The sequence below is a fragment of the Salinicoccus kekensis genome (assembly GCF_900220995.1).
GTDB lineage: Bacteria > Bacillota > Bacilli > Staphylococcales > Salinicoccaceae > Lacicoccus > Lacicoccus kekensis.
The window spans coordinates 325,785-351,321 of record NZ_OBQF01000001.1 but is presented as its reverse complement, the minus strand read 5'-3'; the positions used below and the strand labels follow the sequence as shown (position 1 = coordinate 351,321).

Below are 25,537 nucleotides of genomic sequence, written 5' to 3'. Positions count from 1 at the left end.
CTAGACTCTTTCATCACCTAATTTTTTTCGCATGTTTATCAAATGAATCTCCATTCTCTTTTTTGCTTCATTTTCATCTTGAGTCAATATAGCATTATAAATCTCTTCATGTTCTTTATAGACTTCTTCTCTTTTTCTAGGTTTTCCAATATTCAATTTCAAAGAAAATTCCAACGCATTCTGATGGACCAATTGTAAGTTATTGAAAGTTTGAATAATGTAATCATTATTGGTAGATTTGACTATTGCCTTATGAAAATTATAATCAGCTTTATGTCCAATAGAGAATTGATCTTGTGTGATTTCTTTAAAATCCAATAATGCCGATTCAATTTCTTTTAAGTTCTTTTCATCTCTCCGTTGTGCGCTTAATTTAGCAGCTTCAACTTCCAATAGCGTTCTCATTTCAAGTAAATTAAATAACTCTTTTTTAGTAAATTCTCCGTAAGTATATTCTTTGAACTCATCTGAGGCAGCTACACTTTTAATGTAACTGCCTTTTCCTTGATGAGATTCCACATATCCCACAGAAACCAATTTTGAAATTGCTTCTCTTACTGGAACTCGACTAACATTAAAATATTTTGCTAAATCGTTTTCTGAAGGTAGCTTCTCTCCTTCTATATATTCTTGATTTCTTATCATTGTCACAAGCTGTGTAAAAATGATATCTGATAACTTTTCTTTTTTAATAGGTTCCACTAAGCTTCTGCCTCCACAATTCTTTTACCCCTTACCAAGTGCATAGCAAGGACTATGACGAATAAAGCAAGTCCAATTAAATCTGTAGTGTTATCAGTTGTTATCAATAGAAAAGCTGAAACTAATATCATAATCCTTTCAAAAATATTAAGTCTAACTTTTATAAAATTACCCAATCCGACCGATATAGCATAAACACCTATTAATGCTGAAAGAAGGGCTACTACGAGTGTTACCAAATTAAACCCTGTTTCATCAAACTGCAAAAGTAAAATAGGGTCATAAGCAATAATAAACGGAATGATGAAACCTGGGAATGCTAACCTTAAAGCCGTCCAAGAAGTCTGCATAGGATCTGATTTGGCAATGCCGGCAGCTGTATATGCGGCCAATGCAACAGGAGGTGTTACATTTGAAAGTGCCCCAAAATAAAAGACAAAGAAATGTGCAGCTAATGGATTGACCCCTGCATTAATTAAAGCTGGTGCAGCAGTTACAGCAACAACTATATAAAGTGCAGTGGAAGGGAGTCCAAAACTCAATATAATACAGACAACCATTACAAAAAGTAGTATTACAAATAAGTTCCCACCAGCAATTTCAATTACATTATATGCAAGCATTGACCCTACACCACTCATTGAAACTACTGCTATTATTATTCCTACTACAGAACATGCAATCGCAACCTGAATAGAGTTTTTGGAACCATCAATCAGAGCTTCGAAAAATTTAGGTACTGTAATTCTATTTTTCTTATCTTTAGTCAAGTATGATGTGATAATTGCAGCTATTATACCTGCGAAACCCGCTAAAATTGCAGTCCTTCCTGTGAGTAAAACTGCAAACACTACTATGATAGGCAGTAGTAAAGCTCCTCTTTCAACTAATACAGCTTTAACATCGGGTATATTATCTTTACTTACCCCTTTAAGTCCTAACTTTTTGGCTTCTGTATCAATTGAAAAAATCAAAGCAATATAATAAAGTAGCGCAGGAATTATTGCTGCGATAACGACTGTTGTATATGGAATCCCCAAAAATCCAGCCATTATAAATGCGGCAGCACCCATAATAGGTGGCATGATCATCCCACCTGTCGAAGCGGCAGCTTCTACTCCACCAGCAAACTTAGGTTTTAAACCTATACTTTTCATCAAGGGTATTGTGAAAGCCCCAGTTGTGGCAACATTCGCTACAGCACTACCATTTAAAGATCCGGTCAAAGCACTTGAAATTACAGCAACTTGGGCAGGGCCTCCCCTTCGCTGTCCCGCAATCGCCATAGCTAAATCATTGAATAGCTTACTCGCACCACTTGCCGTTAAAAATGAGCCAAAAAGAATGAATAGTACAATATAGGTAGATGCTATAGAAAGTGTGCTACCAAATAAACCATTTGATGTCATATAGATGCGGTATAGTAGTCTCTCTAAACTAAAACCTGAATGAGCAAAATCTATTGGAAAATATGCCCCATAGATTGCATATAACATTGCCAAAATGCTTAAGATAGGTATAAAAATTCCTATTGCACGGCGAGTAATCTCAAACAATACCAATATACATATTATCGAAAATATATAATCAACAGTATTTGCTTGAGACATTCTTTCCACGTGTAAATTCTGATAGGTGAATATTATATATCCAATTGAAATTATAGTAAAAAATACCATTGTTAGATCAAATATAGAGAATTTAGAATCCGGTTTCTTTTTGTTAGCAGGATATAAGAAAAATCCTAATACTACAATTAGTGTAATAAATATGGTGTTTCTATAAAACTCCTGTATATTTAAATAACTGGATGTTAATAAGACAAACAGCGCTAATACAATTCCTATAATTGCTACTGCCTTTTTAGGCCACCCATTTAATTCACGTTGTCCTCCTTCAACTTCGACTTCTATTTCTTCTGGTCTAGTTTGTTTTGTAGTATCAGTTTTCATTAGAATTGCTCCCCTCTGTCAACTCTATCGGAATCAACTTTTCTTCAATGTCAATACCCTGCTCTTCAAAGTACAAGTAAGCGCCTTCATGCAAAGGAGTATTAAGACCTTCTAAAGCAGTTTCTATTTGCATTTCTCTAGCTGAATTATGAATATTTACCATATATTCCTGATTTTCGAAAAGTATCTTAGTTAAGTTATAAACCATTTCGGTGTCCATATCTGAGGTAGTCACCAATATATTTGGCTGGGCTATAGTCACAATATCTTCATCTTGCCTTGGGTAAGTGCCTGCTTCAATCGTATAACTGTACCATGCATTCGCAACTTCATTAATTGCTTCTAGCTGATCATCTGTAACTTCTAAGATATCCGCGTTCAACCCACTTGCATACATGTCTGTAATTGCTGAAACTGGCGTTCCTGCTGGCAAGGAACCACCATCCAGACGACCATCTCTCATTGAAGAAATTGTATCGTCATATCCTAAATATTCTGGGCGAATATCATTTATATCTATTCCTATCCCTTCCATCATCGTCAAAGTAGATTGTTCAGTACCACTTGCTTGTGGTCCCACTGAGAATGAATTCCCTTCAATGTCTGAAATGTTACCGGATTCAATATCACTATTCATAAGTACAAAGTGTTCTACATTTGGCCAAATCATCCCTATAGCACGTAACTCTTCATAAGAATCCCCCTCAAATACCCCGCTACCTTCAACAGCTTGAGTAGAGATCAAATTCTGAAGAATTGCCATATCAGCTTCTTGATTTTTTAATAAATCAATATTCTCAACAGAGCCAGCTGATGACTGACCATTAAATTTAATATTCTGATCTCTATAATGCTCAGTCCACAATTGGCCCATCCCTACTCCAATTGGATAATATGTACCTCCCGTAGAAGCTGTAGCGATGTTATAAATCTCCTTTTTTTCGAAGTTGCATCCGCTTAAAATCACTACACATAATAAAATTAAAGCAGTAAATCGTACTTTCATAGTTCTCCCCCTCTTTTGTATGCGCTTTCACTTGTAATACAATAACACAATATTACAATATTAACTTTTAACATGCAATATGAATAATGAAGATTCTTAAAACTTTTTTATTTATTTTGATTACTCTGGAGTATTTACTTAAATAAATAATAATCATTACTAGACATTCAAATTTAGTTTTCAATTGAATACAGCAATGACTAGATTTGCAAATCTTACAACTTAGTATGTTGATCTTGAAGTCCCCTGCTGTCTGATTGGATTTTTACATTTTAAATGTTTAGAACATGTATTTAACGGGAAGCTTGTTCAATAGATGGGATGACATCACAGATACTTACAACGTCCGATTAGAATTATGCGAATTCAATTCAAGAAATTCAAATTTTAGGAGGCGTAGTATGAGTAACGAGAATGTGAATAACCCGGAAGAAGAAGCACAAAGCATGGATCAGGAAGACAAGGAACAGATCCTGCAGAGCTATGACAAATTCATCAATTATTTAGGCAACCAGGTGAGCAAAGGCGAAAAGCTGGGCATGGATGAAGATCAGCTTGCGAAGTCGGCCACCAAAGTGGCGGATTACCTGGCTTCAAATGAGGAGCCGCGTAACCGTGAAGAACAGGTTCTTAAAGAATTATGGAAAGCGACTGAAAATGACGACGAGAAGAAGACGGTCGCAAGGACCCTCGTCAGAATGGCTCAGAAAACGAATTAAAATAACTTAAATTAAAATTAAAACTCCCGAAATCCAATTTTGGATTTCGGGAGTTTTGCGTTTATATGATCATTGGAGGTCTTCCCGCTTAGGCATCCCGTTCTGTGCGCCGATTTTACCGACTGCGAGGCCTGCGGCGGCATTGGCGAAATTGATCGCCGCTTCGATATCTTTTCCTTCAGCGATCGCAACGGCGAACGCGGCATTGAAAGTATCCCCTGCCCCGGTCGTATCAACAACTTCGACATTTTTCGGCGGCAGTATGATCTCCCGCCCGTCCTTGAAGTATGACGCTCCTTGTGCACCCTGTGTGGTGATCAGTTTCTCATGATGCTCGGGCAGGCCGTCATCACGCATTTTAAAGAGTTTCGCACGCTCGTGTTCATTCGGTGTGATGTATGCGGCGGCTTCAAAGTATGCATCCTCAAGCGCCGTGACCGGTGCCGGATTGATGATGACGGGTACGTTTTCCCGGCTGCATATATCAATCGCATGCTTCACCGTCTCCATCGGTATTTCGAACTGGACGAGCACGATGTCGCTCTCCCGGATGATTTCAGCATACCGGTCGACGTGTGCCCGGTCCACTTTACCGTTGGCCCCGGCGATGATGATGATCCGGTTGTCTTTATTTGAAACGATGATGTTCGCAATACCTGAGGGGGTATCTTTTTCAATGCCGATCCCCTCGATGTCCACACCGTTCGCCTCAAAGTTTTCGAGCATCGAGCGCCCGAAATCATCATCCCCGACTTTCCCGATCATGGATACATCGGCTCCGAGGCGTGAGGCTGCGACGGCCTGGTTCGCGCCCTTGCCGCCGTGGAGTGTCCGGAAGTCCTTTCCATGGACGGTCTCGCCCTGCATCGCCACTTCATCGGTGATGGTCACAAGGTCCATATTGATGCTGCCGATGATGGTGACCTTAGGCTTCCGCATTGGTTTCACCATACGAATCAAGTATGTCCAGGAAGACGTTCCAGAATGTGTCTTCATCCACGCCGGTTGCGAATTTGACGTTTTCCGGCTTGCCCGTTGTTTTGAGAAGGTCGACCACTGTCATGCCGTATGTAGCTTCACCTTTCGTCTCGATTGTGACGTTGACATCTTCAAAGTGGAACATATCCGGGTCGATCAAGTACATCGTTGTACATGCATCGTGGATCGGTCCGCCTGAAAAACCGAAATGATTTCTGTAAGTTTCGGCAAAGAAAATCAGGAGTTCTTTAACGAATCCGGCGGTGATGTTGTCGATTTCAGCCACACGGTTGATGATCGCCTCGTCTGCGATGACCTGATGCGTGACATCAAGGCCGAACATTGTGACCGGAACGCCGCTTTCGTACACCACTTTTGCAGCCTCGGCATCCACATAGATGTTGAATTCTGCAGCAGGCGTCCAGTTGCCGAACGTGCCTCCGCCCATCAATACGATCTCGTCTATATTGTCCTTGATTGAAGGTTCCTTGATCAAAGCAAGTGCGATGTTCGTAAGGGGGCCGGTCGGAACGAGCGTCACTTTCCCCTCACTCTTTTTGACTTGTTCAATGATGAAATCAACCGCATGGCCGGGTGTCTTCTTTTTCGCCGGCGTGCTCAGCACAGGGCCGTCGAGGCCTGTCTCCCCGTGGATTTCAGGTGCGATCTCGCTTTCCCTGACCAGCGGACGTACAGCACCTTCAACAACGGGGACGTCCAGACCGATCAGTTCACAGACCTGCAGGGCGTTCCTCGTATTCTTTTCGACTTCCACATTCCCGGCCACCGTGGTGATGCCGAGTATGTTCAGCCCGCTTCTTTTTGATGCCCCGATGATGATGGAAATCGCATCATCATGCCCCGGGTCGCAGTCCAGTATTACATTCCTCATAAAATCAGCCTTTCCTGTTTTTATCAATCGTAGCATAACAGACCAAAAAAAGTCCTCATGCAAAAGAAGATATTTTATCGGATCCCGTTTGTCACGGTTCTATTACTGCCTGCAAAATATCCGAAGATGGCAATCATCAATGACACTAATATCAGGATCATCATGGAAGGACTCCATGATCCGGTGTATTCGGCAAGCATTCCGAGCAGTAAGGGGCCGGTTGCCGCCAGCACATAGCCGACGGACTGGGCCATCCCTGACAGCTGCGCCGACTGCTCCACCGAATTCGAACGCAGCACGAAGAACATCATGGCCAGGCTGAAGGTGGTGCCGGCACCGATTCCGGTAAGAATCAGGAACGGTATGATCATCCAGTGCACCGGCATCAGCAAGACACCCAAAAGACCTGTTGCGAACATCAGACCGCTCGATACACCGAGCACCCTCTGGTCCGAAAATCTATAAGCGATGAGCGGTGCGATGAAAGTCGTCGGCAGGAGTCCCAGCTGATAGATTGTGAGCATCCATCCCGCTTCGGTCTCACTGAAGCCTTTATCCACCAGTATCGCCGGCAGCCAGGCAAATAAAGTATATGGAATCAGGGACTGGAGCCCCATATAGAACGTCACCGCCCATGCCAGCGGGGAATTCCATAATTTTTCAGACGGCCTGCCATCAATTGTTTTGAAGACCTTCTTCCGTTCCTCCATCACCCGCGGCATCCTCAGTATCAATACGAATACGGCGATCAGCGGGAAGATGCCCCACATTGCGAGTGCCGTCCGCCAGTCGTATCCACTGGAGGCGGCCACACTTACGGAAAGCCCGGCCGACAGGGCACTCACGATATTCATTGAAAAAGAATACAGTCCTGTCATCAGGCCGACTTTAAAAGGAAAAGTTGCCTTGATGAGGCCCGGCGAGAGCACGTTGCCGACCGCAATGGAGAGGCCGATCACCGCGGTGCCGAAAAACAGCATGACCGTGCCGTCCATTCCCCTCATGAAGATTCCGGCAGTCAAAAAGACCATTGAAATCAACAAAGGGATCTCCATGCCGTATTTCCGCGCAATTCCCGGTATGAACGGCGAGAACAGACCGAATGCCAGAAGCGGCAGGGTGTTCAGGAAACCGATCATCGTATTGCTGAGACCGAGATCCTCGCTGAAGAAAGGGACCAGCGGACCGATGGATGAAATCGGCGAGCGCAGGGATCCCCCTATAAAAATGATCGCAAGCAGCAACAAAGCTATGTAATAACGTTCTTTACGTACCGACATTGAACCGCCTCCCTTGAATAACTAAAATATCATAACATATTTCATAGGCTTATAATTATTTAAAATAAAAAAGAGCAGCTGTCTGCTCTTTTAAAATCATTCCATATCTATTTCTGCGGTCAATGTCGCAACATCATCAACGATTTCATCGACGGGGAAGCTCGTGTCTCCGGTATCAAGCCCCGGATAGGACTTCCTGACGACCCCATCCGAATCGATCAGATAGAAGCTCGTCCCGTGTGTGACCTGGTCACTGCCTGATGGCGGCGGTGCCACAATCGTCTTGAAATTCTGTTCGGCGAATCCGCGGATGAAGTCATAATCATAATCCGTCATCAGATGCCACTCCGTGCCTTCAGGCACATCATAATACTCGATGTATTCAGTCAGGGCCTCCGGTGTGTCATTTTCCGGATCGACCGTAAAACTCAGGACACCGTAATCTTCAACCCCGCGCTCTTCGAGTTCCTGTGTGACATGTGTCATATTGGCAGTCATTGGAGGACAGACCGTAGCACAATTAGTGAATATGAAGTCAAGGAGCCATACCTTGCCTTCCATATCTTCCTCTGTAAAGGTCTCACCGTTTTGATTCGTCACCGAATACTCCCCGATTTCATTGCCGAAACTGGACATGGTTTCAACATCCGAATCACTGCAGGCAGCAAGCAGCAATGAAGAGATCAGTGTAAACAAAATAAACTTCTTCAATCCATACCCTCCATATTTCAACTATTATTAATATACCAAATTAAAAACAGGAGTTGTCTGTGTTTTTATATAATATTGTGAAATTAGTATGTCCATGCGCTGCCTTTATTTCTCAGCCGTCTTCCTCTTCTTCTGTTCCTTCAGGAAGAAGGCCATGACGAGGCCGATGAATGCGAGGACGGCAGCCACGATGAAGGAGACGTTGACGCCCATGATTTCTTCGGCGGTGGTCGGTTCGCCTGCAGATGCGCTGATTGCAAATCCGGTCATGATCGTAATCAGCAGGGCCGTGAACAATGACCCGCCGATCTGCCTCATCGTATTGTTGATTGATGTCCCGTGCGGCAGCAGGTGATCTTCCAATGCATTCATGGCGAATGTCGTGAGCGGCATCATCGAAAGGCCCGCGCCGATGAGGCGGAACGAATAGACGACCGTCAAGTATATCCATGATGTATTCTCATCCAGCACCGCCAGCATGACGGAAGTCGCAAAAATGATTCCGAGTGAAATCAACGTCAGCACTTTGATGCCGTACTTATCGAACAGGAAACCGGCTGCGAGGCCGAAACCGCCCATCAATAATGCACCCGGGAATAATGCAAGCCCCGATTCGAATGCGGTGTAGCCGAGCATATCCTGCATCAGCACCGGCAGAATGTTGTTGGCACTGACCATTGATGTGAATACGATCACCCCGATGAGTGTGCTGAGCAGGAAGTATTTGTTTTTGAACACCCTGAGCTCCAGAAGCGGTATATCAAGCCTCAGCTGTCTGCGGACAAAGATGAAGACGATGATTCCACCGATGATGATCGGGAGAACGACTTCCGGGTCGGTCCATCCGCTCATGCCTGCAACTGAAAATCCGTAGAGCATGCCGCCAAAACCGAGTGTCGACAGGATGATCGATGTATAATCCACAGGCGGATCCGTCGTTTCCGTGACGTTCCTCATGAACCTGTATGCAAATAATATGTTCACTGCAGCAAATGGTGCAATGATGATGAATAACGTCCGCCACGGCCAGATTTCAACGATATAGCCGGACAGTGACGGACCGACCGCCGGTGCAAAACCGATGATCAGGCCGAACAGCCCCATGGCCCGTCCGCGTTTTTCCGGCGCAAACATTTTGAGCAGCACCACCTGGGACAAGGGCATCATGATGCCCGCCGCTGCCGCCTGGACAATGCGCCCCACGAGCAGCAGGCCGAAAGCCGGGGCTGCGGCCGCAATAATCGTCCCGATTGTGAACAGGGTCATTGCGAATATATACAGTTTCCGGGTCGTGAATTTATTGATCAGAAATGCAGTCACGGGAATCATGATCCCGTTCACAAGGAAGAATCCCGTCGTCAGCCACTGTGCCGTGCTGAACGGGATATTGAGATCTTCCATGATGGACGGGACGGCCGTGACGAGCAGTGTCTGGTTCAATATGGCGATGAACGCCCCGAAGATTAAATTCGCGACAACGAAATTTCTTTCATTAAAGAAATCCGAGAGTTTTCTATTCATGTTGACACTTCTTTCCTGAATCAGAAATAAGGCACTACAGATTGAATGTGGCTGTGCTTATTTCATCTTCCGATTTGACTTCCAGAATGTGGTGCAGCCTTTCCTTCAATTCGGTGACATGGGATATGATGCCGATCGTCTTCCCGCCCGATTGCAGATCGACAAGCGTTGAAATCGCAATTTCCAGAGTCTCTTTATCCAGTGTACCAAAACCTTCATCGATAAACATCGTATCGAGATTGATGCCGCCCGCTTCCTGCTGCACCGCTTCACTGAGTGCGAGCGCAAGTGACAGCGAGGCCTGGAATGCTTCACCGCCGGATAATGAAGAGATGTGCCTCGATGAATTATTGTAGTAATCGAACACTTCGATATCGAGCCCGGTTTTGCGCCGTGACTGGGAGGTGCTGCGGATCAGGGCATACCTGTGATGCGTCATTTCCAAAAGCCTTTTGTTGGCGATGTTCAGTATCTTCTCGAGGAAATAAGTGAGGACGTAGCGTTCCAGTGAGATTTTACTGTGGTTGTTGCCCGCGACTTTCTGCACGAGCTCGTGGACCGCATGATGACGCGCCTTCTTCTTCTCGTAATCGCCGATATATGCAGACACCGTGTCGAATACGCGCTGGAACTGCTTGATATCATTGTGCAGCACGGCAAGTCCCCTCTGCAGCCGCTCCACCTCAGCACCGGCATGCTCAATCAGCGACCGGTCTTCATTGAGATCATACATTTCTTCGTGATCCAGCTCCTTTTTGACTGCTTCAATCTGCATGTCGGTCGATGACTTTTCACGATGGAATGCCTGGACTTCCTGCTCTTTTATGTCCATATCTCGTCTGCCGAGTATTTCATGCAGCTCGGCCCTGTCGATGAACGGTTCCTCGTTCAAGAAGCCGTCCACCACCGCAGTCATCTCCCTGACTTTCTCCTTGTCACTCATCACCGCCTCATTAAAGCCCCTGATGGACTGTGAAATCCTTGTAAACTCATGATTCAAAGCATCACGGCGCTCCTCCAGTGATTTCCTGTGCTGCCTGTATGCCTCCACTTCTCTTTTGATTTTTGCCATATGGTGTTTAAAATCACTGTACTCCGAAAACCCGGTCTCTTCTTTGAACTCATTGAGGTGTTGCTCGAACTGAGTGCGCCTGTGATCGTTTTTCTCCATTTTCATATTCACTTCGTGGAGTGAATTGGATTTTTCCGTCATCTCCCTTTGGAGTGCTTCTTTCCGTTCGCGCTCCGCCCTTGCATGCCCAAGCTCTTTTGCCACGCGGCCCGCTTCATCTTCAAGTGACGCCAGTTCTTCCGCGAGCTCCTGAAGGGACCTGCGCTCTGCATCTTTCAGCAGTGCTTTGTACAACTGTTGTTCCTGCTGGAGTGTGGCTTCTTCCGCCTTCAATGATTCAATGCGGGAATTCAGCGAGCTTATCCGCTGCTCTTCAACCCCGCTCATATAATATGGCGCCCCGGGCATCTCCTCGACCGTCTTCTGGCACACCGGACACATGCCGCCGACTTCAAGGTGGCTCGCGAGATGTTCGATGTGCTCACGGTCTTCCGCCCTGAATTTGGTCTGCACCGAAGCTTTCATCTCATCAAGATCACTTATGCATCCTGCATGCTTTTCACCGTTGACACGCAGCTTCTCTTCGAGGGCCTCGATTTCCTTATCATAACCGGTGTACTTCTCTTCCTGAGCAATCAAGCTTTTCATTTCCTGCTGCTTGAGTTCCAGTGCATGTTTCCTTGAAGTGAGCTGTTCGATCACATCATTCGAGACGGTCAGGCGTTCAAGCTCCGTCTTGAACGCCTGATATTCTTCGTTCAGCAGGACCCTGGATTTCCCGAGTGCGTCCAGTTCGTCCTTCAACCGGGAGAGCTCAGCAGGAAGCATTTCAAACCGTTCATTCAGGAAGCGTTCATTGCGTGTGATGAAACGTTCGCCCTCAAGGATTGCTTCTTCCCTGCTTTGAAGGGCCGCCAGCTCCTCCTGAAGCACCGAGTGGTCATTTTGTATTCGATCATAGTCCCGGTTGAGATTTTCAAGCCTTTTTTCCGATTCGGCGATCTGATGTTCGAGCTCCTGCTCGCGCCTGAGCTCAAAACTGATGGTCCCCACCTTTTTATGATCATTGATCTCTTCTTCGAGCATCCGGATGTCCCTCGCGCGGCTTTCAAGATTGGCCCGCTGCTCGGTCAATTGCTGCAGTTTTTCCACTTTTTCATTATGTGCAGTCTTTTTATTCAATGTCTCCTGCAGCGCATCCCGCTCTGTCCGCGCCTTCTCTATGCCCTCAGCCATCCGTGCGGATTCAAGGCGTGTATCTTTAATCCTTTTCTCCAGTGAGGACAGCCTCTGATGGAAACTCGGATGGTCCTCATTTTCCGGCAGGGTGCTCAGCTGTTCAGAGATTTTCGCCTCGAGCTGGTGCATTTCGGTCTGCACGCTCTTCTCAAGTTCCCGCAGCTTCAATTCAAAGTGCACAAACCGCTCCGTACGGAATAAAGTCCTTAAAATTTTCTGCTTTTCTTCGCTGGTTGAGACAAGCAGCCTTTTGAACTCCCCCTGTGGCAGGATCAGTATCTGCCTGAACTGCTCCGCCGTCAGCTGGATGATTTCGATGACTTTCGACGTCACACCGGTCACGGAGCTCTCGATCACGCCGCCGTCTTCTGCATACAGCGCCGCTTTGGAAGGGACTTTGGACTTCCTTCCCGCTTTGCTGAAGCTGAGTTCACGCTCCACCCTGTAGGACTTCTCCCCAATTTTGAATTCCAGGCTGACTTTCGATAAATCGTCATCCGTCGCAAACTGGCTTCTGACCGAATCCTCATCACGGTCAGACGTGGAGGTCTGGCCATACAATGCGAACGTGATGGCGTCGAAGATCATCGTCTTGCCGGAACCCGTTTTCCCGCTGATCAGAAACATCTGTCCTTCGACACTGCCGAAATCGATCGCTTCCCTTTTGAAGGGACCGAAATATTCCATTTCCAGTTTAATGGGCTTCATTATGGCCACCTCCAAAATATTCTTCAAAAATCTCCGTCTCCGTTTCAGTCGGCGGCCGCTTGGCGATCTCCTCTATGAATGAAGCGTAGATATCATAGTCACTCGTCTCTTTCATATCGATTGTGGTCATATTGAAATCATGGTCGTCCGTCTTCACCTTGAGTTCAAGGGTGTTCGGATAGATCATCTTGATCTTCGACATCGGCTCCTTTACATGGCTTAAATTGCTCAAAGTGAATTTGAAGTATGCATCCTTATCGTCAAAATCCACCCTTTCATTGATTAAGTCGTCGAAATCGCCTTCGAACTCGACGATGTCATGCATCGGTGAGAGCGGTATGAACTTGACGGTCCCTGCGTCCGTATCCAGCCACCTGAATCCTTTCGGCTGATGGACTTCATTGAAGGAGTACTTCAATAAGGAGCCGCTGTAAAAGATCTTCTCATGATTGATCGCAAAAGGGTGATGCAGATGGCCGAGCAGTACGTAATCGAAATCATTGAATATGGTGCTGTCCACTTCCTCCGACATTCCGATGGACAGTGCCCGTTCGGAATCGCTCTGTGCACCGTCCTGGATGAAGAGATGGCCGATCAGAATATTCTGCTCCTCAGTATCGGGCTTCATCCGCTCCGTGATGTATTCATAGACATCATGATGTGTGCGCAGTCCGCTTTCGTCGAAATGGTGGCGTGCCTCGAGGACATCGATGTGCGGCACCAGATAAAAATTGATATCACCGATGGTGACGGGCGTGAACACCTCCTCGAGTGATGTATGTATATGCAGATCCGTCGCCTTGAACCATTCAGAGCCGTAGTCGAGCAGCGCCCTCGAATCATGGTTGCCGCTGTTTATCAGGACCGGAAGCCCCATTTCGACATTCATCTTGTGCAGATAATGGTTGACCAGGTTCAGCGCTTCCCGCGGCGGGTTGCTGCGGTCATAGATGTCCCCTGCGATCACGATGATGTCGGGTTTCAACGTTTCAATATGCCCGATGAGCTGTTCCAACACGAATTTCTGATCTTCCAGGAGATCCCTGCCGTTCAGTTTCTTGCCGATATGCCAATCGGCGGTATGTAAAATTTTCATAAATAACACCTCAAATCAATTATACTAAAAAAACGCCCTGATAAAAATCAGGGCGTAATATTTTGGAGCTGTCGGATAGTGATGATCAGATCATCCAGTTTCCTTTCCATTCTGTGGAGCAGGAAAAATGTAATCACTACCGGGAAACCGACATCGCTCACAAAGGGGATCCAGTCCATCAGATGATGACTTGGGTTTCAGTGCTGACGACTTTCGCCGACTCGACATTGACCGGTTTCCCCTGCATCGGGTCGAGTGCATCGGATGCGATGAGGTTATTTGCAGCCTCAAGCAGTTCTGCTTCTGTAAGTGATTCGTCCGGGTTGCGGAAATTCATCGTGAAGCGTCTGTTGGCATCTGTATTGAATACAACAACGAGTCTTTTCTCCATTTTAATTGCCCCTCTTCATTTGATTAACCGATCACGTAAGTCTCTTCCTTCTCGACAATGGCGTATACATCGTTGGTCAATGCTTCATAAACATCCTTGAGCTGGTTGATCGCGTCATTCCCCGCCTGGATATCGATGTTCGGTACCGTGCGGTAACGCAGGATCTCCTTGCCTGCTGAATCCGTCGTCAAATAATAGAACCTTGCGCTTGTACTCTTATGCATGTGCTTCACCTCCTCGTCCTATATATCGTCACAAATCAGCATATGGACATATTTCATTTTTACGAATATAATGATGATGAGGTGAAGGGTATGACTGATACGTTGTTCATGTGGGGAATTACCCTGTGGATGATCATAATGGTCGGCTTGTTTTTCACAGGCGGATTTTTCATGTTCAGGAAGTTTTTGAGAAGGATGCCGAAAGAAGACGGGTACAGTGAACTTGACTGGCAGGACTATTATATCCGGACGGCACTGCCGCTTTGGAACGATGACACTAAAGCACTTTTGAATGAACTGGTGAGCCCGGTGCCCGAGCTGTTCAGGCAGGTGGCAAAAGAGAGGATCGCCGGCAGGATATCAAAGATTGCGCTGGATGAAGGCGTGGAAGAGATAAAGCTCGATCAGATCATGAAAGGCTACATCATAGCAACGCCCAAGAAGGACCACAGATTCATGAAGAAAAAACTGGATCAGCTGGGTATAGACTACACCCCTTATGAGGAGCTGTTCCAATATGCGGATGATGAAAAAGAGAAGTTCTCCATATTTGAACAGACGGAAAAAGTAAAGCAGCTGGCTAAATAGCCTGCTGCTTTTTAAAATTCCTGTATTTTACCAGCATGGACAATCTCCATACCACAATCATTATGAATGCGAGCAGGAAGAACATCCCGCCGATCTCTCCGGGTGAAATGGACAAAGACAGGATGGATTTCAGCCCCAGCCTTAAGATCAATAACCCGAACAATATGCCGATGAACCATTTTGACGGTTTTACATATAATTCATCGTCCTTTTCCTCATAGCGTGTCGTAAAGACAAGCAGCAGGGAAAATGCCAGGCCGATTATGAGTGCTTCCAAAATCTCGACCCCGGACAGCCTGAAGTACGGAAAGACATACATCAGGGCGCCCGTCGACATCATCACCGGCGGAATCACGATCTTTTTAAGGCTGAGCGGACGTGCCGATGCCCTCTGGCGCACGAAAATCACCCCGATGCCCATGAACACCGCCATGATTGAAGCGAGTGTGAACAGCAACATTTCCCAATCTAAATCCAACATTCGACCACCCTTAAAATCCTTGGAAATCACCAAATAATGGCTGTAACCAAATTATAATCTGAGTCAGTCCGTCAAAATACAGCAGTATGCCCATGAGTATCATGACGATTCCGCCGCCTTTCATGATGGCGTTGGAATATTTGAGCATCCAGCGTGTTTTTGAAACGAAGAAACTGAGGACAAAAAACGGTACACCGAAACCTAAGCAGTAGATGACCATCAGCATCAGCGCATTATTCGGTTCCGTTGCGCTCATTGCGAAGATCGCTCCGATGATCGGCCCGTTGCACGGCGTCCAGCCTGCCGCAAAAGCCATGCCGATCAAAATGGACCCGAGGAACCCTGCAGGCCTGTTCTTGAAGTTGACTTTCCTGTCTTTCATCAGGAAATCGAATCTCAAAACCCCGGTGATGACGAGTCCGAACACGATGATCAGTATCGCACCGATCTGTCTGATGAGATTTCCGTATTCGATGAATATACCTCCGAAGAAGGACGTTCCGAATCCAAGTGCAATATATATCAAACTGAATCCTATAAGGAAAAATAATGTATGGAAGATTGCACGTGCATTAAATTTCTGATTTTCAACTTCGTTGTAACTCATCCCCGTTATGTAGGAAACGAAGGCCGGGAACACCGGCAGCACGCATGGCGAGACAAAGCTGAGCACACCTGCTCCAAATGCCAGTAAAAAAGTGACTTCACTACCCATAAATATCCCCCCATTCAATTGTATTCTATCAGACATGCAATCGGATGGGCGGTTTTTATTTAGAATAAATTATGACATTTGAAGATTTCACTGCCCGTTCTGGAGCAGATACATCTTATGATAGATGCCCTTTCGGCTGATCAGTTCATCATGCGTACCGCGTTCCACGATCTCCCCCTTGTTCAAAACGAGAATCTGGTCGGCATCCTGGATGGTTGAAAGCCTGTGGGCGATCGCAAGTGTCGTCCTGCCCTTCCTCATCACATTAAGGGACTTCTGTATCTCTTCCTCAGTCTCGGAATCGATGTTTGCCGTCGCCTCATCGAGGATGAGTATTTTCGGATCCACCGCCATCGTCCTTGCAAAAGCGATCAGCTGCCGTTCCCCGCTGGATAAGGTGCTGCCCTTCTCAAGGACTTTGTGGCTGTATCCATCCGGCAGTGCTTTTATAAACTGGTCTGCACCGACAAACTCTGCGGCTGCCTGCACCGCTTCGAATGTCATCGTGGGGTGGTACAGCCTGATATTTGACTCGATCGTCCCGTAGAAGAGGAACGGATCCTGAAGCACAAGGCCGATGTTGTTCTTCAGTTCCTGCTTCGGCAGTGTTTTGATGGAGTGCCCGTCGATCAGGATGCGCCCTTCATCGAATTCATAAAACCTCATGAACAGGTTGATGATGGAACTCTTCCCCGAGCCTGTGTGGCCCACGAGCGCCACGGTCTCACCGGGCATGGCGGTGAAACTGATGTTTTTCAGCACATCGGTCCTGCCGTCATAACTGAATGTGACATTTTCAAAATCGATGCGCCCGTCTGTGATTCCGTATTCCGCCCGGGGTGCCTGTTCAGGTTCGAGTATATCTTCATCAATCAGCCTGAAAACACGGCTCGCTGACACGAGCGCCTGCTGGAAAATGCTCAAGTTCTGGCTGACCTGGTTGATCGGCTCAAAAAACCGTTCCATATACTGGATGAATGCAAATATCAGCCCGGCGGTGATTGAAGACTCGAAGCTGAGCAGGCCGAAGTAACCGAGAATGACCGCGATGGCGAGGATCTGGATCATGCTGATCGCGGGCCGGAGCAGCAGGCCGTCCAGGCGCACGGTCTTCATCGTATATTCATAATGCTCGGCATTGATCCGGTTGAACTCACCCTGAAGGCGGTCCTGCTGGTTGAAGACCTGGATGATCTTCATCCCCTCGATCGATTCTGCGAGCTTCGCGTTCAAATCCGCCAGCAGCTGCCGCGTATAAGAGAAGAACACAGCCGAATATTTACGGTAGATGAGCATGATCAACAGTATCAGCGGCATGAATATGAGTGCGATGAAGGCGAGCCTCACATCGAGCACGAACATCATCACGTAACTGGAAGCCATCATGAAGAATGCCATCAGGAAAGTCGCGAACACCCCGATGAACATCTCGACGATCGCCTCCGTATCATTGGTCAGTCTGGAGACGATGCCACCGCCGGATACTTTATCGAAATATCTCATGCCGAGGCGGCCGATTTTATTGAATGCATCAATCCTGAGCTGCTGTATGACTTTGAAAGCGAGATACTGGAACAGGTAGATGTTCATATATGTCGTCACTGCACCGATGATCTGTACGGTAAGGAAAATCACAATGAGCATCGTGATCTCATCTTCCGGGAACACCGCCGGCGTCAAATAATCATCGATGAAGACCATCACAAGATAAGGGATGATCATCCCGGCAACGGTGGAAAATATCAGCATGACGAAGGCCAGGATGATGGTCCATTTAAAAGGATAGGTGTAGGAAATCAGGCGCATCAGGACCTTGAGCTGATCCCTCGCAGTCAGATGGACTGTCTCATTGATGTCATTCATCCCCTTCATCCCCCTTCACAAGATCATCCAGCTCCTCCGTAAGACTTTGTCTGAGTGCCTGCTGGCTGTAAGTATCGTGATACCATCCACCCCGGGCGAGGAGTTCATTATGGGTGCCGCGTTCGACAATCGTCCCCCTGTCCATGACGATGATCTGATCCGCTTTTGATACCGCACTCATCCTATGGGCGGTGATGATGTTCGTCTTGCCGTGCCGCACCCTTGAAATGTTTTCAAGGATCGTGACCTCCGTCTGGGCATCCACCGCCGACAGCGAGTCATCAAGTATCAGCACTTCCGGATCAGTGATCAGCGCCCTTGCGATGGATATGCGCTGTTTCTGGCCGCCGGACAATGAGACGCCCCTTTCACCGACGACCGTATCATACCCGTCCGGGAAGCCGAGTATATCTTCATGGATGTTCGCAAGGCGTGCCGCTTCATGGATCACTTCATCATCCAGGTCCGGATCGGCAAAAGCGATATTATCCCTGATCGTCGTTGAAAACAGGAAATGGTCCTGCGGGACATACCCGAACTGTGCCCTGAGGTTGCCGATGTTGTAATCCCTTAAAGCCGCACCGCCGTAAGTGATGTCTTCCGGGTTGTTCGTGTCGAACTCACGCAGCAGCAACCGGATCAATGCACTCTTCCCCGAACCGGTCCGCCCGACGATGCCGACCGTGTATCCTTTGTTGATCTCGAAACTGACGTCCCTCAGTGCAGTTTCCCCATTGCCCGGGAAGTTGAAAGCACCGATGTTGAATTCGATGTCACCGTCCGGCGCATCTTCAATCATATATTCCTGCCCGATATCATTTTCAGTCTGCATGATCTCTTCTATTCTTTCATATGAAGCACGGCCCCGCTGGACGAGGTTGAAGAACCAGCCGAGCGCAAGGAGCGGCCAAACCATCATCCCGAGGTAGGTCGTGAAAGTGATCAGCTGGCCGAGTGTGATTTCATCCGAGAGCACCATCTGTGCCCCGAAGATGATTGAGAGGAAATAGCTCGCCCCGATGACGAGCATGATCGTCGGGTCGAACAACGCATCCACTTTCGACACCTTCAGGTTCTTTTCCACCACATCATCGCTCAGCGCCTTGAAATCTTCCTGATCACTTTTTTCGTAGCCGAATGTTTTCGTGACTTTGATGCCGGCGATGCTCTCCTGGCTCTTGTCATTCAATTCGCTGAATGCTGCCTGGGCCTTGCGGAATCCCCTGTTGAGCAGTGTGCCGTAATAGCTTGTGAGCACCACCATGAACGGCAGGGGAATCATTGCGATCAAAGTGAGCTCCGGACTGATGGTGATGGCCATTGTGATGAGCACTGCGCCGCCGGTGATGATGGAATCGGCGATCGTCAGGATGCCGGCGCCGGCGGTCATCTGGACGGCACGGATGTCATTGGTCGCATGTGCCATCAGGTCCCCGGTGCGGCGCTCTTGATAAAAGTACGGGCTCATATATGAAAATTTGTTGTACATCCTCTCCCTCAATATCCTGCCGAGCCTGTTGCTTGCACCGAATATGAGTATGCGCCAATAGTACCTGAATATGTATGTAAGCACCGCTGCGGCGAGCAGGATGCCGATGAAGATGGCAAGACCCCTCGGTGTCAGCGTCTCCATCGTGATGCCGTCGATGACCCTGCCGATGATCTGCGGCGGTATGAGTTCCATCAGGGCCACAAGGATCAGCATGACCACTCCGAATATATAGCTGCTTTTCTCCTGTCTGAAGAACCAGCCCAGATCCTTAAAAACCTTCATTCCCTTCTCCCCCTCCGTATCCAACCCTCACTTTAAAATTTTACCATATATTTCGGATTTGGAAATAGTTATAGAGTGATACGGACATAAAAAAAAGCATGCCGGAGCGGCATGCTTTTCGGGATCTTTATTCGAATGAGACGTTATCCAGCCTGACGCCTCCGGTCGGATCGAGCTCCACCCCGCTCAGATTATCCGAATTGACGCCGATCGCAAAGTTCGTATGGAACAGATATGCCGTCGGCACTTCTTCTGCCAGTATCTCCTGTGCGTCCTGGTATATGTCATAACGCAGATCCTCATCCGATTCTGAACGTCCCGCATCGAGAAGGTCACTCAGTTCCTGATTCTCATAAAATGAGCGGTTGCCCGGTGCACCGATGTTATCCTGATGATACAGTGCATAGAGGCCGTAGTCCGCATCCGCAGTCACGGTCGTCCATCCCAGTATGAACATATCATGATCGCCGTTTGCGAGCGTTTCGAGGTAGGCACCCCATTCATACTGCTCAATCGTGACATTGATGCCGAGCTCGGATAAGCTTTCCTGGATGTAGACGGCCGTGTCGACGATTTGCGGATCATTGTCCACCCAGATCGTCGTGCTGAAACCGTCCGCCACATCCGTTTCAGCGAGCAGTTCCCGTGCACGGTCCATATCATATACCGCACCTTCAAGGTCTGCGTTATAACCCCAGACGTCCGGTGCAAGCGGTCCTTGTGCGGCGATGCCCATATCATCATAGACGCCCGAGATGATGGCTTCCCGGTCAATCGCATGGGAGATGGCCTGGCGCACCTTCACATCATCGAACGGCTCCATCTGCGTATTGAACCCGAGGTAGCTCATCCGCACGGATTCCTGTTCGATCAACTCGGTCGATTCACCAGATTCGATCCTGTCGATGCTCGAGGAATCGATGTCTGTCGCGATATCGATGCCGGCTGTCTCAAGTTCGGCCATTCGTGCACCGTTTTCAGGGATCACCCTGAACGTCACGTTTTCAAAATCGCGTTCGCCGCCCTGGAAACCATCGAACCTGCTGAGTGACACCGATTCACCCGCTGATCGCGACTCCAGCTTTAAATGATTGGTCCCATCGGTCCCGGAACCGATGACACCGCCAAGATCTTCGGAAATCTGATCGGCGACCTCTTCATAATCCGTTCCACCCGCTTCACGGACTTCATAATATTCTTCAGCAGTCATGTCGACTCCCGCTGAATCCAGTGCAGCCTGATAATCCTCATCGATCAGTTCCTTGCTCATGATGCCCGCCGTCGTATGCGCAAGATGACTCGGCAGCGGTGCAAAAGGATATGCTGTATGGAGGTTCACTTCATGATTCCCCACGATCTCGACTTCCTCGATCATTTCAAATAAAAACGCAACCTGCGAGGCGACTGCTTCATCCCGGACCCGGTCGAGCGTCGCTTTGACGTCTTCTGCGGTGAAATCCGAGCCGTTATGGAAAGTCGTGCCTTCCCGGAGTTTCAGGTTAAGGACATTGTCTTCCACCTGTTCCCATTCTGTTGCAAGACGCGGTTCAAGTTCCATATCCACGGTCTGAAATATCAAAGTCTCGTAAATGTTCCGCCTCACCTGTGATGAGGCGGAATCGTTCGACCCGTGAAGATCCAGAGTGACCATTTCATCCATCATACCGATGGTGATGTCCCCTGAGGCACCTGCATCTTCCATGCCCCCGCCATCCCCTTCAGCCGCTCCCTCTTCGACACCGGCATCATCTGCACAGGCAGCGAGCAGTGCAGACATGATGACGAGCATAAAGAACACGTGAACTCTATTCATGGTTTATCCCCCTCTTATTTTAAAGTAATTATATACATTAAAAAAATTAATGGCAACATAGTTTTCGGATAAATTAGAATATTTTGTATAAATGGGTGATATGCATGAAAAAAGCCGCCGGCCTCATTAATGAAGCCGGCGGCTGATGATACCATCGTTATTTTTTGACACGCTCTTTTTGAGCGTCTGCGTTTTTATTCATCATGCTCATCATCTGATTAATTTTCTTCTGTGATGGTTTTTGACCCATTTGCATCATCATCATGCGCAACATTTCTTCATTGATCGGCGGGTTTTTCTCTAAATAATCCATCATGTACTTTCTCGCAAGAAAGAATCCCAATGCCAGACCTCCAACAAGTGCCGCAATAACGATGAGTATCCAAATCCAAGTAGCCAAGTGACTTCACCTCTTTCTCCCGTACATAAACCATTATATAGTTTATCGTAAAATCACCTGATTTTCAATAATCTATTTTTCCAAAACGGTCCTCATTACCTGCTCTACAGTAAAGCCGTATTTCTCGACGACGATATTGCCCGGTGCACTCGCACCGAACGTATCGATCGTCAGCAGTTTGCCGTCGATGCCTGTGAACTGGTGCCAGCCGAAGCTTGCCGCCATCTCGACAGCCGTACGGTTGGCGATGTGCTTGTTCAGTACGCTGTCCTTATAGGACTGGTCCTGCTTCATGAACGCCTGCATGTTCGGGATGGAGGCGACTTTGATTTTGACGCCCTGTTCCTTCAGTTTTTCTGCAGCATTCACAGCGAGCGGCACTTCACTGCCGGAAGCGAAGACGATCGCGTCATCGCCCTCATCGTAAATGATGTAGCCGCCGCGTTTCACGCCTTCTTCAACAGTATCGTAATCGGCATCGGTCACTTCCACATCCTGCCGTGTCAATACGAGTGCAGTCGGTGCATCCGTTGCCTCGATCGCCACTTTCCATGCTGCTCTCGTCTCATTGCCGTCTGCAGGGCGGATCGTGTTCAGGTTCGGGATGGCACGCAGTCCCGCCAGCTGTTCAACCGGTTCATGCGTCGGGCCGTCTTCACCGACCGCAATCGAATCATGGGTCAGGACGTACGTGACCGGCAGCTTCATCAGTGCGCTCAGGCGCATGGCCGGCTTCAGGTAATCACTGAAGACGAAGAAGGTGCCGCCGTAAGGTTTGATGCCGCCATGTGCGGACATGCCGTTCAATGCAGAGGCCATTGCGAATTCGCGTACGCCGAACCAGATGTTCCTGCCGCCGTAGTTGTCTTTGCTGAAGTCCTCTTCACCGCTCACTGCGGTCTTGTTGCTTCCTGCAAGGTCGGCTGCGCCGCCGAATAATGACGGAACGGATTTCGACAGCTCCTGGATCATGTCGCCGGAAGTGCCGCGCGTCGCCTTTTTGGTGCCTGCTTCATATTTCGGAAGTGCTTCGTCGTAGCCCGCCGGCACCTCTTCATTGATTGCAGCCTTGAATTCCGCCGCTTTTTCAGGCTCGGCTTTGCTGTATTCTTCAACCAGGTCGAGCCATGCTTCCTGTGCCTCGTTGCCGCGTTTGTTCAATGTCTCATTGAAGCGCTTGTACACTTCGTCCTCGACCTTGAAGCTTTCCTCAGGGTCCAGGCCGTAATATTCGAATGCAGCTTTGCGCTCATCCGGTCCGAGTGGTGCGCCGTGTGCATCACTCTTGCCCGACTTGGTCGGTGCGCCGTAGCCGATCACCGTCTTCACTTCAATCATTGACGGTTTGTCTGCAGCTTTGGCATTGCTGATCGCCTGATCGATTTCCTCCAGGTCGTTGCCGTCTTTGACGAGCTGGTAATCCCAGCCGTATGCTTCAAATCTTTTCCCGATGTCTTCGGAGAAGCTCTTATCCAGATCGCCGTCGAGGGAAATATCATTGGAATCGTACAGCACGATAAGATTGTCGAGGTTCAAATGACCTGCAAGGGAAGCCGCCTCATGGGAGATACCTTCCATCAGATCGCCGTCGCTCGCCAGTACATAGGTGAAATGGTCCACCACTTTAAATTCACCGGTGTTGTATTTGGCAGCGAGATGCTTTTCCGCCATCGCCATGCCCACGCTCATCGCAAAGCCCTGGCCGAGGGGTCCCGTGGTGATCTCCACACCTTCGGTATGCTTGAACTCCGGATGCCCCGGGGTTTTGGATTCATACTGCCTGAAGTTTTTGATCTCTTCCAGTTCCAGTCCGCCTGCAAGGTGCAGCAGGCTGTATATCAGCATCGACCCGTGCCCTGCACTCAGGACGAAACGGTCACGGTCGAACCATGACATTGAATTCGGGTTGAAATTCAGATGCCTGCTCCACAGTGTGTATGCCATCGGTGCCGCGCCCATCGGCAGACCCGGGTGACCTGAATTCGCTTTTTCAATCGCATCGATTGAAAGCGTCCGGATCCTGTTGATTGCTAATTGATCAGTCTTATCGAAAGCCATTTTAAAATCTCCTCTATTTTCTGATATTTTTCTCTTTCTGGATCGTCTTCAGCTTTTCCGGAGTGACGTCGCTGCCTTCCGGATCGATCACTTTCGTATGTTCAACCTGGGATTTGAATGATTGGCGGAATGCCTTCAAATATTCCTGGCGCAGTTCTTTCTGCTCCGCCGCTTCTTTTGAAGTCAGGTTGCCAGCCTTCTTCTTTCTCGCAAGTTCATTTATACGGTCAAGTTTACTTTTTTCGAGCATTAGACCTCAATCCTTTCTTATATAATTTAACATAAAAAAAAGTATGAGACCATTCCCATACTTAAATATTTACTCGACCATGGTGACCGACTTCAAATCCTCTTCATGATCGCCCTCTGTCAGCATTTCATCTTCCATGAGGCCGTCGATTTCATCCGGAGTGTTCGCATCCCGTTCGACTGCCATGATTTCATTGTGCACTTCTTTTGTATATAATTTATCAGAATATGCGTTCTCATCTTCACTGTTGAAGAAGATGTATATCGTGCCCACCATCACCACTGTAATGAATAATAAGGCAAATCCCCTGAATTCACTGGTCAATACGAACTCCTCCTCGAACATCTGTTTGTATTAACATATTAACAGAACAGACGTTCTAGGTCAACCCTTTAGCGAACAAACGTTTGTAACAGGGGTCCGGATATGTTATCATTGTTATAAATAAAGGGCTGGAGGTCATATTATGAAAGAATTAAGCGACAGACAGAAACAGATTCTTCAATTTATAAAAAGAACCGTACAGGATAAAGGCTATCCGCCAAGTGTCAGGGAGATCGGGAATGCTGTTGGTCTGCAGTCCAGTTCAACGGTGCACGGGCATCTGGCCAAACTCGAAGATAAAGGATACATCAGAAGGGATCCCACCAAACCGCGTGCCATCGAGGTGGTGCAGGTGGAAAACCAGGCTCATACTCCAGTGATCCAGGTCCCTGTCCTTGGTAAAGTCACTGCCGGGCTGCCGATTACGGCAATTGAAAATGTGGATGAATACTTCCCTTTGCCGGAACATTTCACCGCCAATCATAACAGTGAAATCTTCCTCCTTAATGTCGCCGGGGACAGTATGGTCGAAGCGGGCATCTTTGACGGGGACCGGGTCATCGTCCGCAAGCAGAACATCGCTCATAATGGTGATATCATCGTCGCGATGACCGAAGATGATGAAGCGACCGTCAAACGGTTCTACAAGGAGAAAGGCTATTACCGTCTGCAGCCGGAAAATCACACACTTGAACCGATCTACCTCGACAGCGTCACTGTACTCGGGAAAGTCGTCGGTCTGTTCAGGGAATTTTAAGCACATAAATCAATCCGCCGGGG

The 25,537-nt window shown here is 47.8% G+C and carries 25 protein-coding genes; 3 read left to right on the top strand and 22 right to left on the bottom strand.

The features are described from left to right. Genes CRN96_RS01655 through CRN96_RS01645 form a run of 3 tightly spaced genes read right to left on the bottom strand, consistent with a single transcriptional unit; the run spans position 1 to position 3,660 of the window. Positions 1 to 702 (bottom strand): FadR/GntR family transcriptional regulator, encoded by a 702-nt coding sequence (locus CRN96_RS01655; RefSeq protein WP_097038482.1) that lies wholly within the window; start codon positions 700 to 702, stop codon positions 1 to 3. Further along, complete coding sequence (locus tag CRN96_RS01650; protein ID WP_097038479.1) at positions 702 to 2,654, bottom strand: TRAP transporter permease; 1,953 nt, start codon at positions 2,652 to 2,654, stop codon at positions 702 to 704. The genes CRN96_RS01655 and CRN96_RS01650 overlap by 1 nt, the downstream gene beginning before the upstream one ends. After that, complete coding sequence (locus CRN96_RS01645; protein WP_097038477.1) at positions 2,644 to 3,660, bottom strand: TAXI family TRAP transporter solute-binding subunit; 1,017 nt, start codon at positions 3,658 to 3,660, stop codon at positions 2,644 to 2,646. The genes CRN96_RS01650 and CRN96_RS01645 overlap by 11 nt, the downstream gene beginning before the upstream one ends. A gap of 401 nt (positions 3,661 to 4,061) precedes the next feature. On the opposite strand from CRN96_RS01645, the gene CRN96_RS01640 reads away from it, so the two are divergent. Next, positions 4,062 to 4,379, top strand: a complete 318-nt coding sequence (locus CRN96_RS01640) for a DUF3243 domain-containing protein (RefSeq protein ID WP_097038475.1) — start codon at positions 4,062 to 4,064, stop codon at positions 4,377 to 4,379. A gap of 69 nt (positions 4,380 to 4,448) precedes the next feature. Here CRN96_RS01640 and rbsK read toward each other — a convergent pair whose 3' ends face one another. The 10 genes from rbsK to CRN96_RS01590 form a co-directional block, all read right to left on the bottom strand. After that, complete coding sequence (gene rbsK / locus CRN96_RS01635; protein WP_097038473.1) at positions 4,449 to 5,318, bottom strand: ribokinase; 870 nt, start codon at positions 5,316 to 5,318, stop codon at positions 4,449 to 4,451. After that, positions 5,305 to 6,249 carry a nucleoside hydrolase gene (locus tag CRN96_RS01630; protein ID WP_097038472.1) on the bottom strand — a complete coding sequence of 315 codons (945 nt, stop codon included), beginning with the start codon at positions 6,247 to 6,249 and terminating at the stop codon, positions 5,305 to 5,307. The genes rbsK and CRN96_RS01630 overlap by 14 nt, the downstream gene beginning before the upstream one ends. 74 nt (positions 6,250 to 6,323) lie before the next feature. Continuing rightward, a complete protein-coding gene (locus CRN96_RS01625) occupies positions 6,324 to 7,529 on the bottom strand; it encodes a CynX/NimT family MFS transporter (RefSeq protein WP_097038470.1) in 1,206 nt (401 codons plus the stop codon). A gap of 96 nt (positions 7,530 to 7,625) precedes the next feature. Beyond that, the gene (locus CRN96_RS01620; protein WP_097038468.1) at positions 7,626 to 8,240 is read right to left on the bottom strand and encodes an SCO family protein; all 615 of its coding nucleotides are present in this window, start codon (positions 8,238 to 8,240) and stop codon (positions 7,626 to 7,628) included. Positions 8,241 to 8,345: 105 nt separating this feature from the next. Further along, positions 8,346 to 9,761: an MDR family MFS transporter gene (locus CRN96_RS01615; protein ID WP_097038466.1), complete on the bottom strand. Its 1,416-nt coding sequence runs from the start codon at positions 9,759 to 9,761 to the stop codon at positions 8,346 to 8,348. A 34-nt stretch (positions 9,762 to 9,795) separates the two neighbouring features. Next, entirely contained in the window at positions 9,796 to 12,780 is a 2,985-nt protein-coding gene (locus tag CRN96_RS01610; RefSeq protein WP_097038465.1) for an AAA family ATPase, read from the bottom strand. Next, the gene (locus tag CRN96_RS01605; protein WP_097038463.1) at positions 12,767 to 13,876 is read right to left on the bottom strand and encodes a metallophosphoesterase family protein; all 1,110 of its coding nucleotides are present in this window, start codon (positions 13,874 to 13,876) and stop codon (positions 12,767 to 12,769) included. The genes CRN96_RS01610 and CRN96_RS01605 overlap by 14 nt, the downstream gene beginning before the upstream one ends. A 47-nt stretch (positions 13,877 to 13,923) precedes the next feature. Beyond that, the gene (locus tag CRN96_RS01600) at positions 13,924 to 14,055 is read right to left on the bottom strand and encodes a YvrJ family protein (RefSeq protein ID WP_092983830.1); all 132 of its coding nucleotides are present in this window, start codon (positions 14,053 to 14,055) and stop codon (positions 13,924 to 13,926) included. After that, a complete protein-coding gene (locus CRN96_RS01595) occupies positions 14,055 to 14,267 on the bottom strand; it encodes a DUF2922 domain-containing protein (protein WP_097038461.1) in 213 nt (70 codons plus the stop codon). The genes CRN96_RS01600 and CRN96_RS01595 overlap by 1 nt, the downstream gene beginning before the upstream one ends. A 23-nt stretch (positions 14,268 to 14,290) precedes the next feature. Beyond that, on the bottom strand, positions 14,291 to 14,491 hold the full coding sequence (locus CRN96_RS01590; RefSeq protein ID WP_097038459.1) for a DUF1659 domain-containing protein: 201 nt from the start codon (positions 14,489 to 14,491) through the stop codon (positions 14,291 to 14,293). Positions 14,492 to 14,581: 90 nt separating this feature from the next. On the opposite strand from CRN96_RS01590, the gene CRN96_RS01585 reads away from it, so the two are divergent. After that, entirely contained in the window at positions 14,582 to 15,079 is a 498-nt protein-coding gene (locus CRN96_RS01585; protein ID WP_097039648.1) for a DUF2621 family protein, read from the top strand. Here CRN96_RS01585 and CRN96_RS01580 read toward each other — a convergent pair. The 9 genes from CRN96_RS01580 to CRN96_RS01540 form a co-directional block, all read right to left on the bottom strand. After that, positions 15,072 to 15,539, bottom strand: a complete 468-nt coding sequence (locus CRN96_RS01580; RefSeq protein WP_097039646.1) for a CcdC family protein — start codon at positions 15,537 to 15,539, stop codon at positions 15,072 to 15,074. The two genes, CRN96_RS01585 and CRN96_RS01580, sit on opposite strands and share 8 nt — an antisense overlap. 31 nt (positions 15,540 to 15,570) lie before the next feature. Further along, a complete protein-coding gene (locus CRN96_RS01575; RefSeq protein WP_097038457.1) occupies positions 15,571 to 16,275 on the bottom strand; it encodes a cytochrome c biogenesis CcdA family protein in 705 nt (234 codons plus the stop codon). An 87-nt stretch (positions 16,276 to 16,362) separates the two neighbouring features. Beyond that, on the bottom strand, positions 16,363 to 18,138 hold the full coding sequence (locus CRN96_RS01570) for an ABC transporter ATP-binding protein (RefSeq protein WP_425442494.1): 1,776 nt from the start codon (positions 18,136 to 18,138) through the stop codon (positions 16,363 to 16,365). Beyond that, positions 18,131 to 19,912 (bottom strand): ABC transporter transmembrane domain-containing protein, encoded by a 1,782-nt coding sequence (locus tag CRN96_RS01565; RefSeq protein WP_097038454.1) that lies wholly within the window; start codon positions 19,910 to 19,912, stop codon positions 18,131 to 18,133. The genes CRN96_RS01570 and CRN96_RS01565 overlap by 8 nt, the downstream gene beginning before the upstream one ends. Before the next feature lie 127 nt (positions 19,913 to 20,039). Further along, positions 20,040 to 21,725: a glutathione ABC transporter substrate-binding protein gene (locus tag CRN96_RS01560; RefSeq protein WP_097038452.1), complete on the bottom strand. Its 1,686-nt coding sequence runs from the start codon at positions 21,723 to 21,725 to the stop codon at positions 20,040 to 20,042. A 157-nt stretch (positions 21,726 to 21,882) separates the two neighbouring features. Then, positions 21,883 to 22,125 carry a YneF family protein gene (locus CRN96_RS01555; RefSeq protein WP_097038450.1) on the bottom strand — a complete coding sequence of 81 codons (243 nt, stop codon included), beginning with the start codon at positions 22,123 to 22,125 and terminating at the stop codon, positions 21,883 to 21,885. A 72-nt stretch (positions 22,126 to 22,197) separates the two neighbouring features. Further along, on the bottom strand, positions 22,198 to 24,183 hold the full coding sequence (tkt, locus tag CRN96_RS01550; RefSeq protein WP_097038448.1) for a transketolase: 1,986 nt from the start codon (positions 24,181 to 24,183) through the stop codon (positions 22,198 to 22,200). A gap of 13 nt (positions 24,184 to 24,196) precedes the next feature. Further along, positions 24,197 to 24,433: a DUF896 domain-containing protein gene (locus tag CRN96_RS01545; RefSeq protein WP_097038445.1), complete on the bottom strand. Its 237-nt coding sequence runs from the start codon at positions 24,431 to 24,433 to the stop codon at positions 24,197 to 24,199. 69 nt (positions 24,434 to 24,502) lie between these two features. Continuing rightward, on the bottom strand, positions 24,503 to 24,757 hold the full coding sequence (locus CRN96_RS01540; RefSeq protein WP_097038443.1) for a hypothetical protein: 255 nt from the start codon (positions 24,755 to 24,757) through the stop codon (positions 24,503 to 24,505). A 142-nt stretch (positions 24,758 to 24,899) separates the two neighbouring features. On the opposite strand from CRN96_RS01540, the gene lexA reads away from it, so the two are divergent. After that, positions 24,900 to 25,514, top strand: coding sequence for a transcriptional repressor LexA (gene lexA / locus CRN96_RS01535; protein ID WP_097038440.1), 615 nt, complete (start codon positions 24,900 to 24,902; stop codon positions 25,512 to 25,514). Positions 25,515 to 25,537 lie beyond the last annotated feature (23 nt).

Coding starts and splice junctions, on each gene's coding strand:
- CRN96_RS01650 (WP_097038479.1), bottom strand. CDS start 2,654: ATGAAAACTGATACTACAAAACAAACTAGACCAGAAGAAATAGAAGTC.
- CRN96_RS01645 (WP_097038477.1), bottom strand. CDS start 3,660: ATGAAAGTACGATTTACTGCTTTAATTTTATTATGTGTAGTGATTTTA.
- CRN96_RS01640 (WP_097038475.1), top strand. CDS start 4,062: ATGAGTAACGAGAATGTGAATAACCCGGAAGAAGAAGCACAAAGCATG.
- rbsK (WP_097038473.1), bottom strand. CDS start 5,318: ATGCGGAAGCCTAAGGTCACCATCATCGGCAGCATCAATATGGACCTT.
- CRN96_RS01630 (WP_097038472.1), bottom strand. CDS start 6,249: ATGAGGAATGTAATACTGGACTGCGACCCGGGGCATGATGATGCGATT.
- CRN96_RS01625 (WP_097038470.1), bottom strand. CDS start 7,529: ATGTCGGTACGTAAAGAACGTTATTACATAGCTTTGTTGCTGCTTGCG.
- CRN96_RS01615 (WP_097038466.1), bottom strand. CDS start 9,761: ATGAATAGAAAACTCTCGGATTTCTTTAATGAAAGAAATTTCGTTGTC.
- CRN96_RS01610 (WP_097038465.1), bottom strand. CDS start 12,780: ATGAAGCCCATTAAACTGGAAATGGAATATTTCGGTCCCTTCAAAAGG.
- CRN96_RS01605 (WP_097038463.1), bottom strand. CDS start 13,876: ATGAAAATTTTACATACCGCCGATTGGCATATCGGCAAGAAACTGAAC.
- CRN96_RS01600 (WP_092983830.1), bottom strand. CDS start 14,055: ATGGACTGGATCCCCTTTGTGAGCGATGTCGGTTTCCCGGTAGTGATT.
- CRN96_RS01595 (WP_097038461.1), bottom strand. CDS start 14,267: ATGGAGAAAAGACTCGTTGTTGTATTCAATACAGATGCCAACAGACGC.
- CRN96_RS01590 (WP_097038459.1), bottom strand. CDS start 14,491: ATGCATAAGAGTACAAGCGCAAGGTTCTATTATTTGACGACGGATTCA.
- CRN96_RS01585 (WP_097039648.1), top strand. CDS start 14,582: ATGACTGATACGTTGTTCATGTGGGGAATTACCCTGTGGATGATCATA.
- CRN96_RS01580 (WP_097039646.1), bottom strand. CDS start 15,539: ATGTTGCTGTTCACACTCGCTTCAATCATGGCGGTGTTCATGGGCATC.
- CRN96_RS01575 (WP_097038457.1), bottom strand. CDS start 16,275: ATGGGTAGTGAAGTCACTTTTTTACTGGCATTTGGAGCAGGTGTGCTC.
- CRN96_RS01570 (WP_425442494.1), bottom strand. CDS start 18,138: ATGAATGACATCAATGAGACAGTCCATCTGACTGCGAGGGATCAGCTC.
- CRN96_RS01565 (WP_097038454.1), bottom strand. CDS start 19,912: ATGAAGGTTTTTAAGGATCTGGGCTGGTTCTTCAGACAGGAGAAAAGC.
- CRN96_RS01560 (WP_097038452.1), bottom strand. CDS start 21,725: ATGAATAGAGTTCACGTGTTCTTTATGCTCGTCATCATGTCTGCACTG.
- tkt (WP_097038448.1), bottom strand. CDS start 24,183: ATGGCTTTCGATAAGACTGATCAATTAGCAATCAACAGGATCCGGACG.
- CRN96_RS01545 (WP_097038445.1), bottom strand. CDS start 24,433: ATGCTCGAAAAAAGTAAACTTGACCGTATAAATGAACTTGCGAGAAAG.
- lexA (WP_097038440.1), top strand. CDS start 24,900: ATGAAAGAATTAAGCGACAGACAGAAACAGATTCTTCAATTTATAAAA.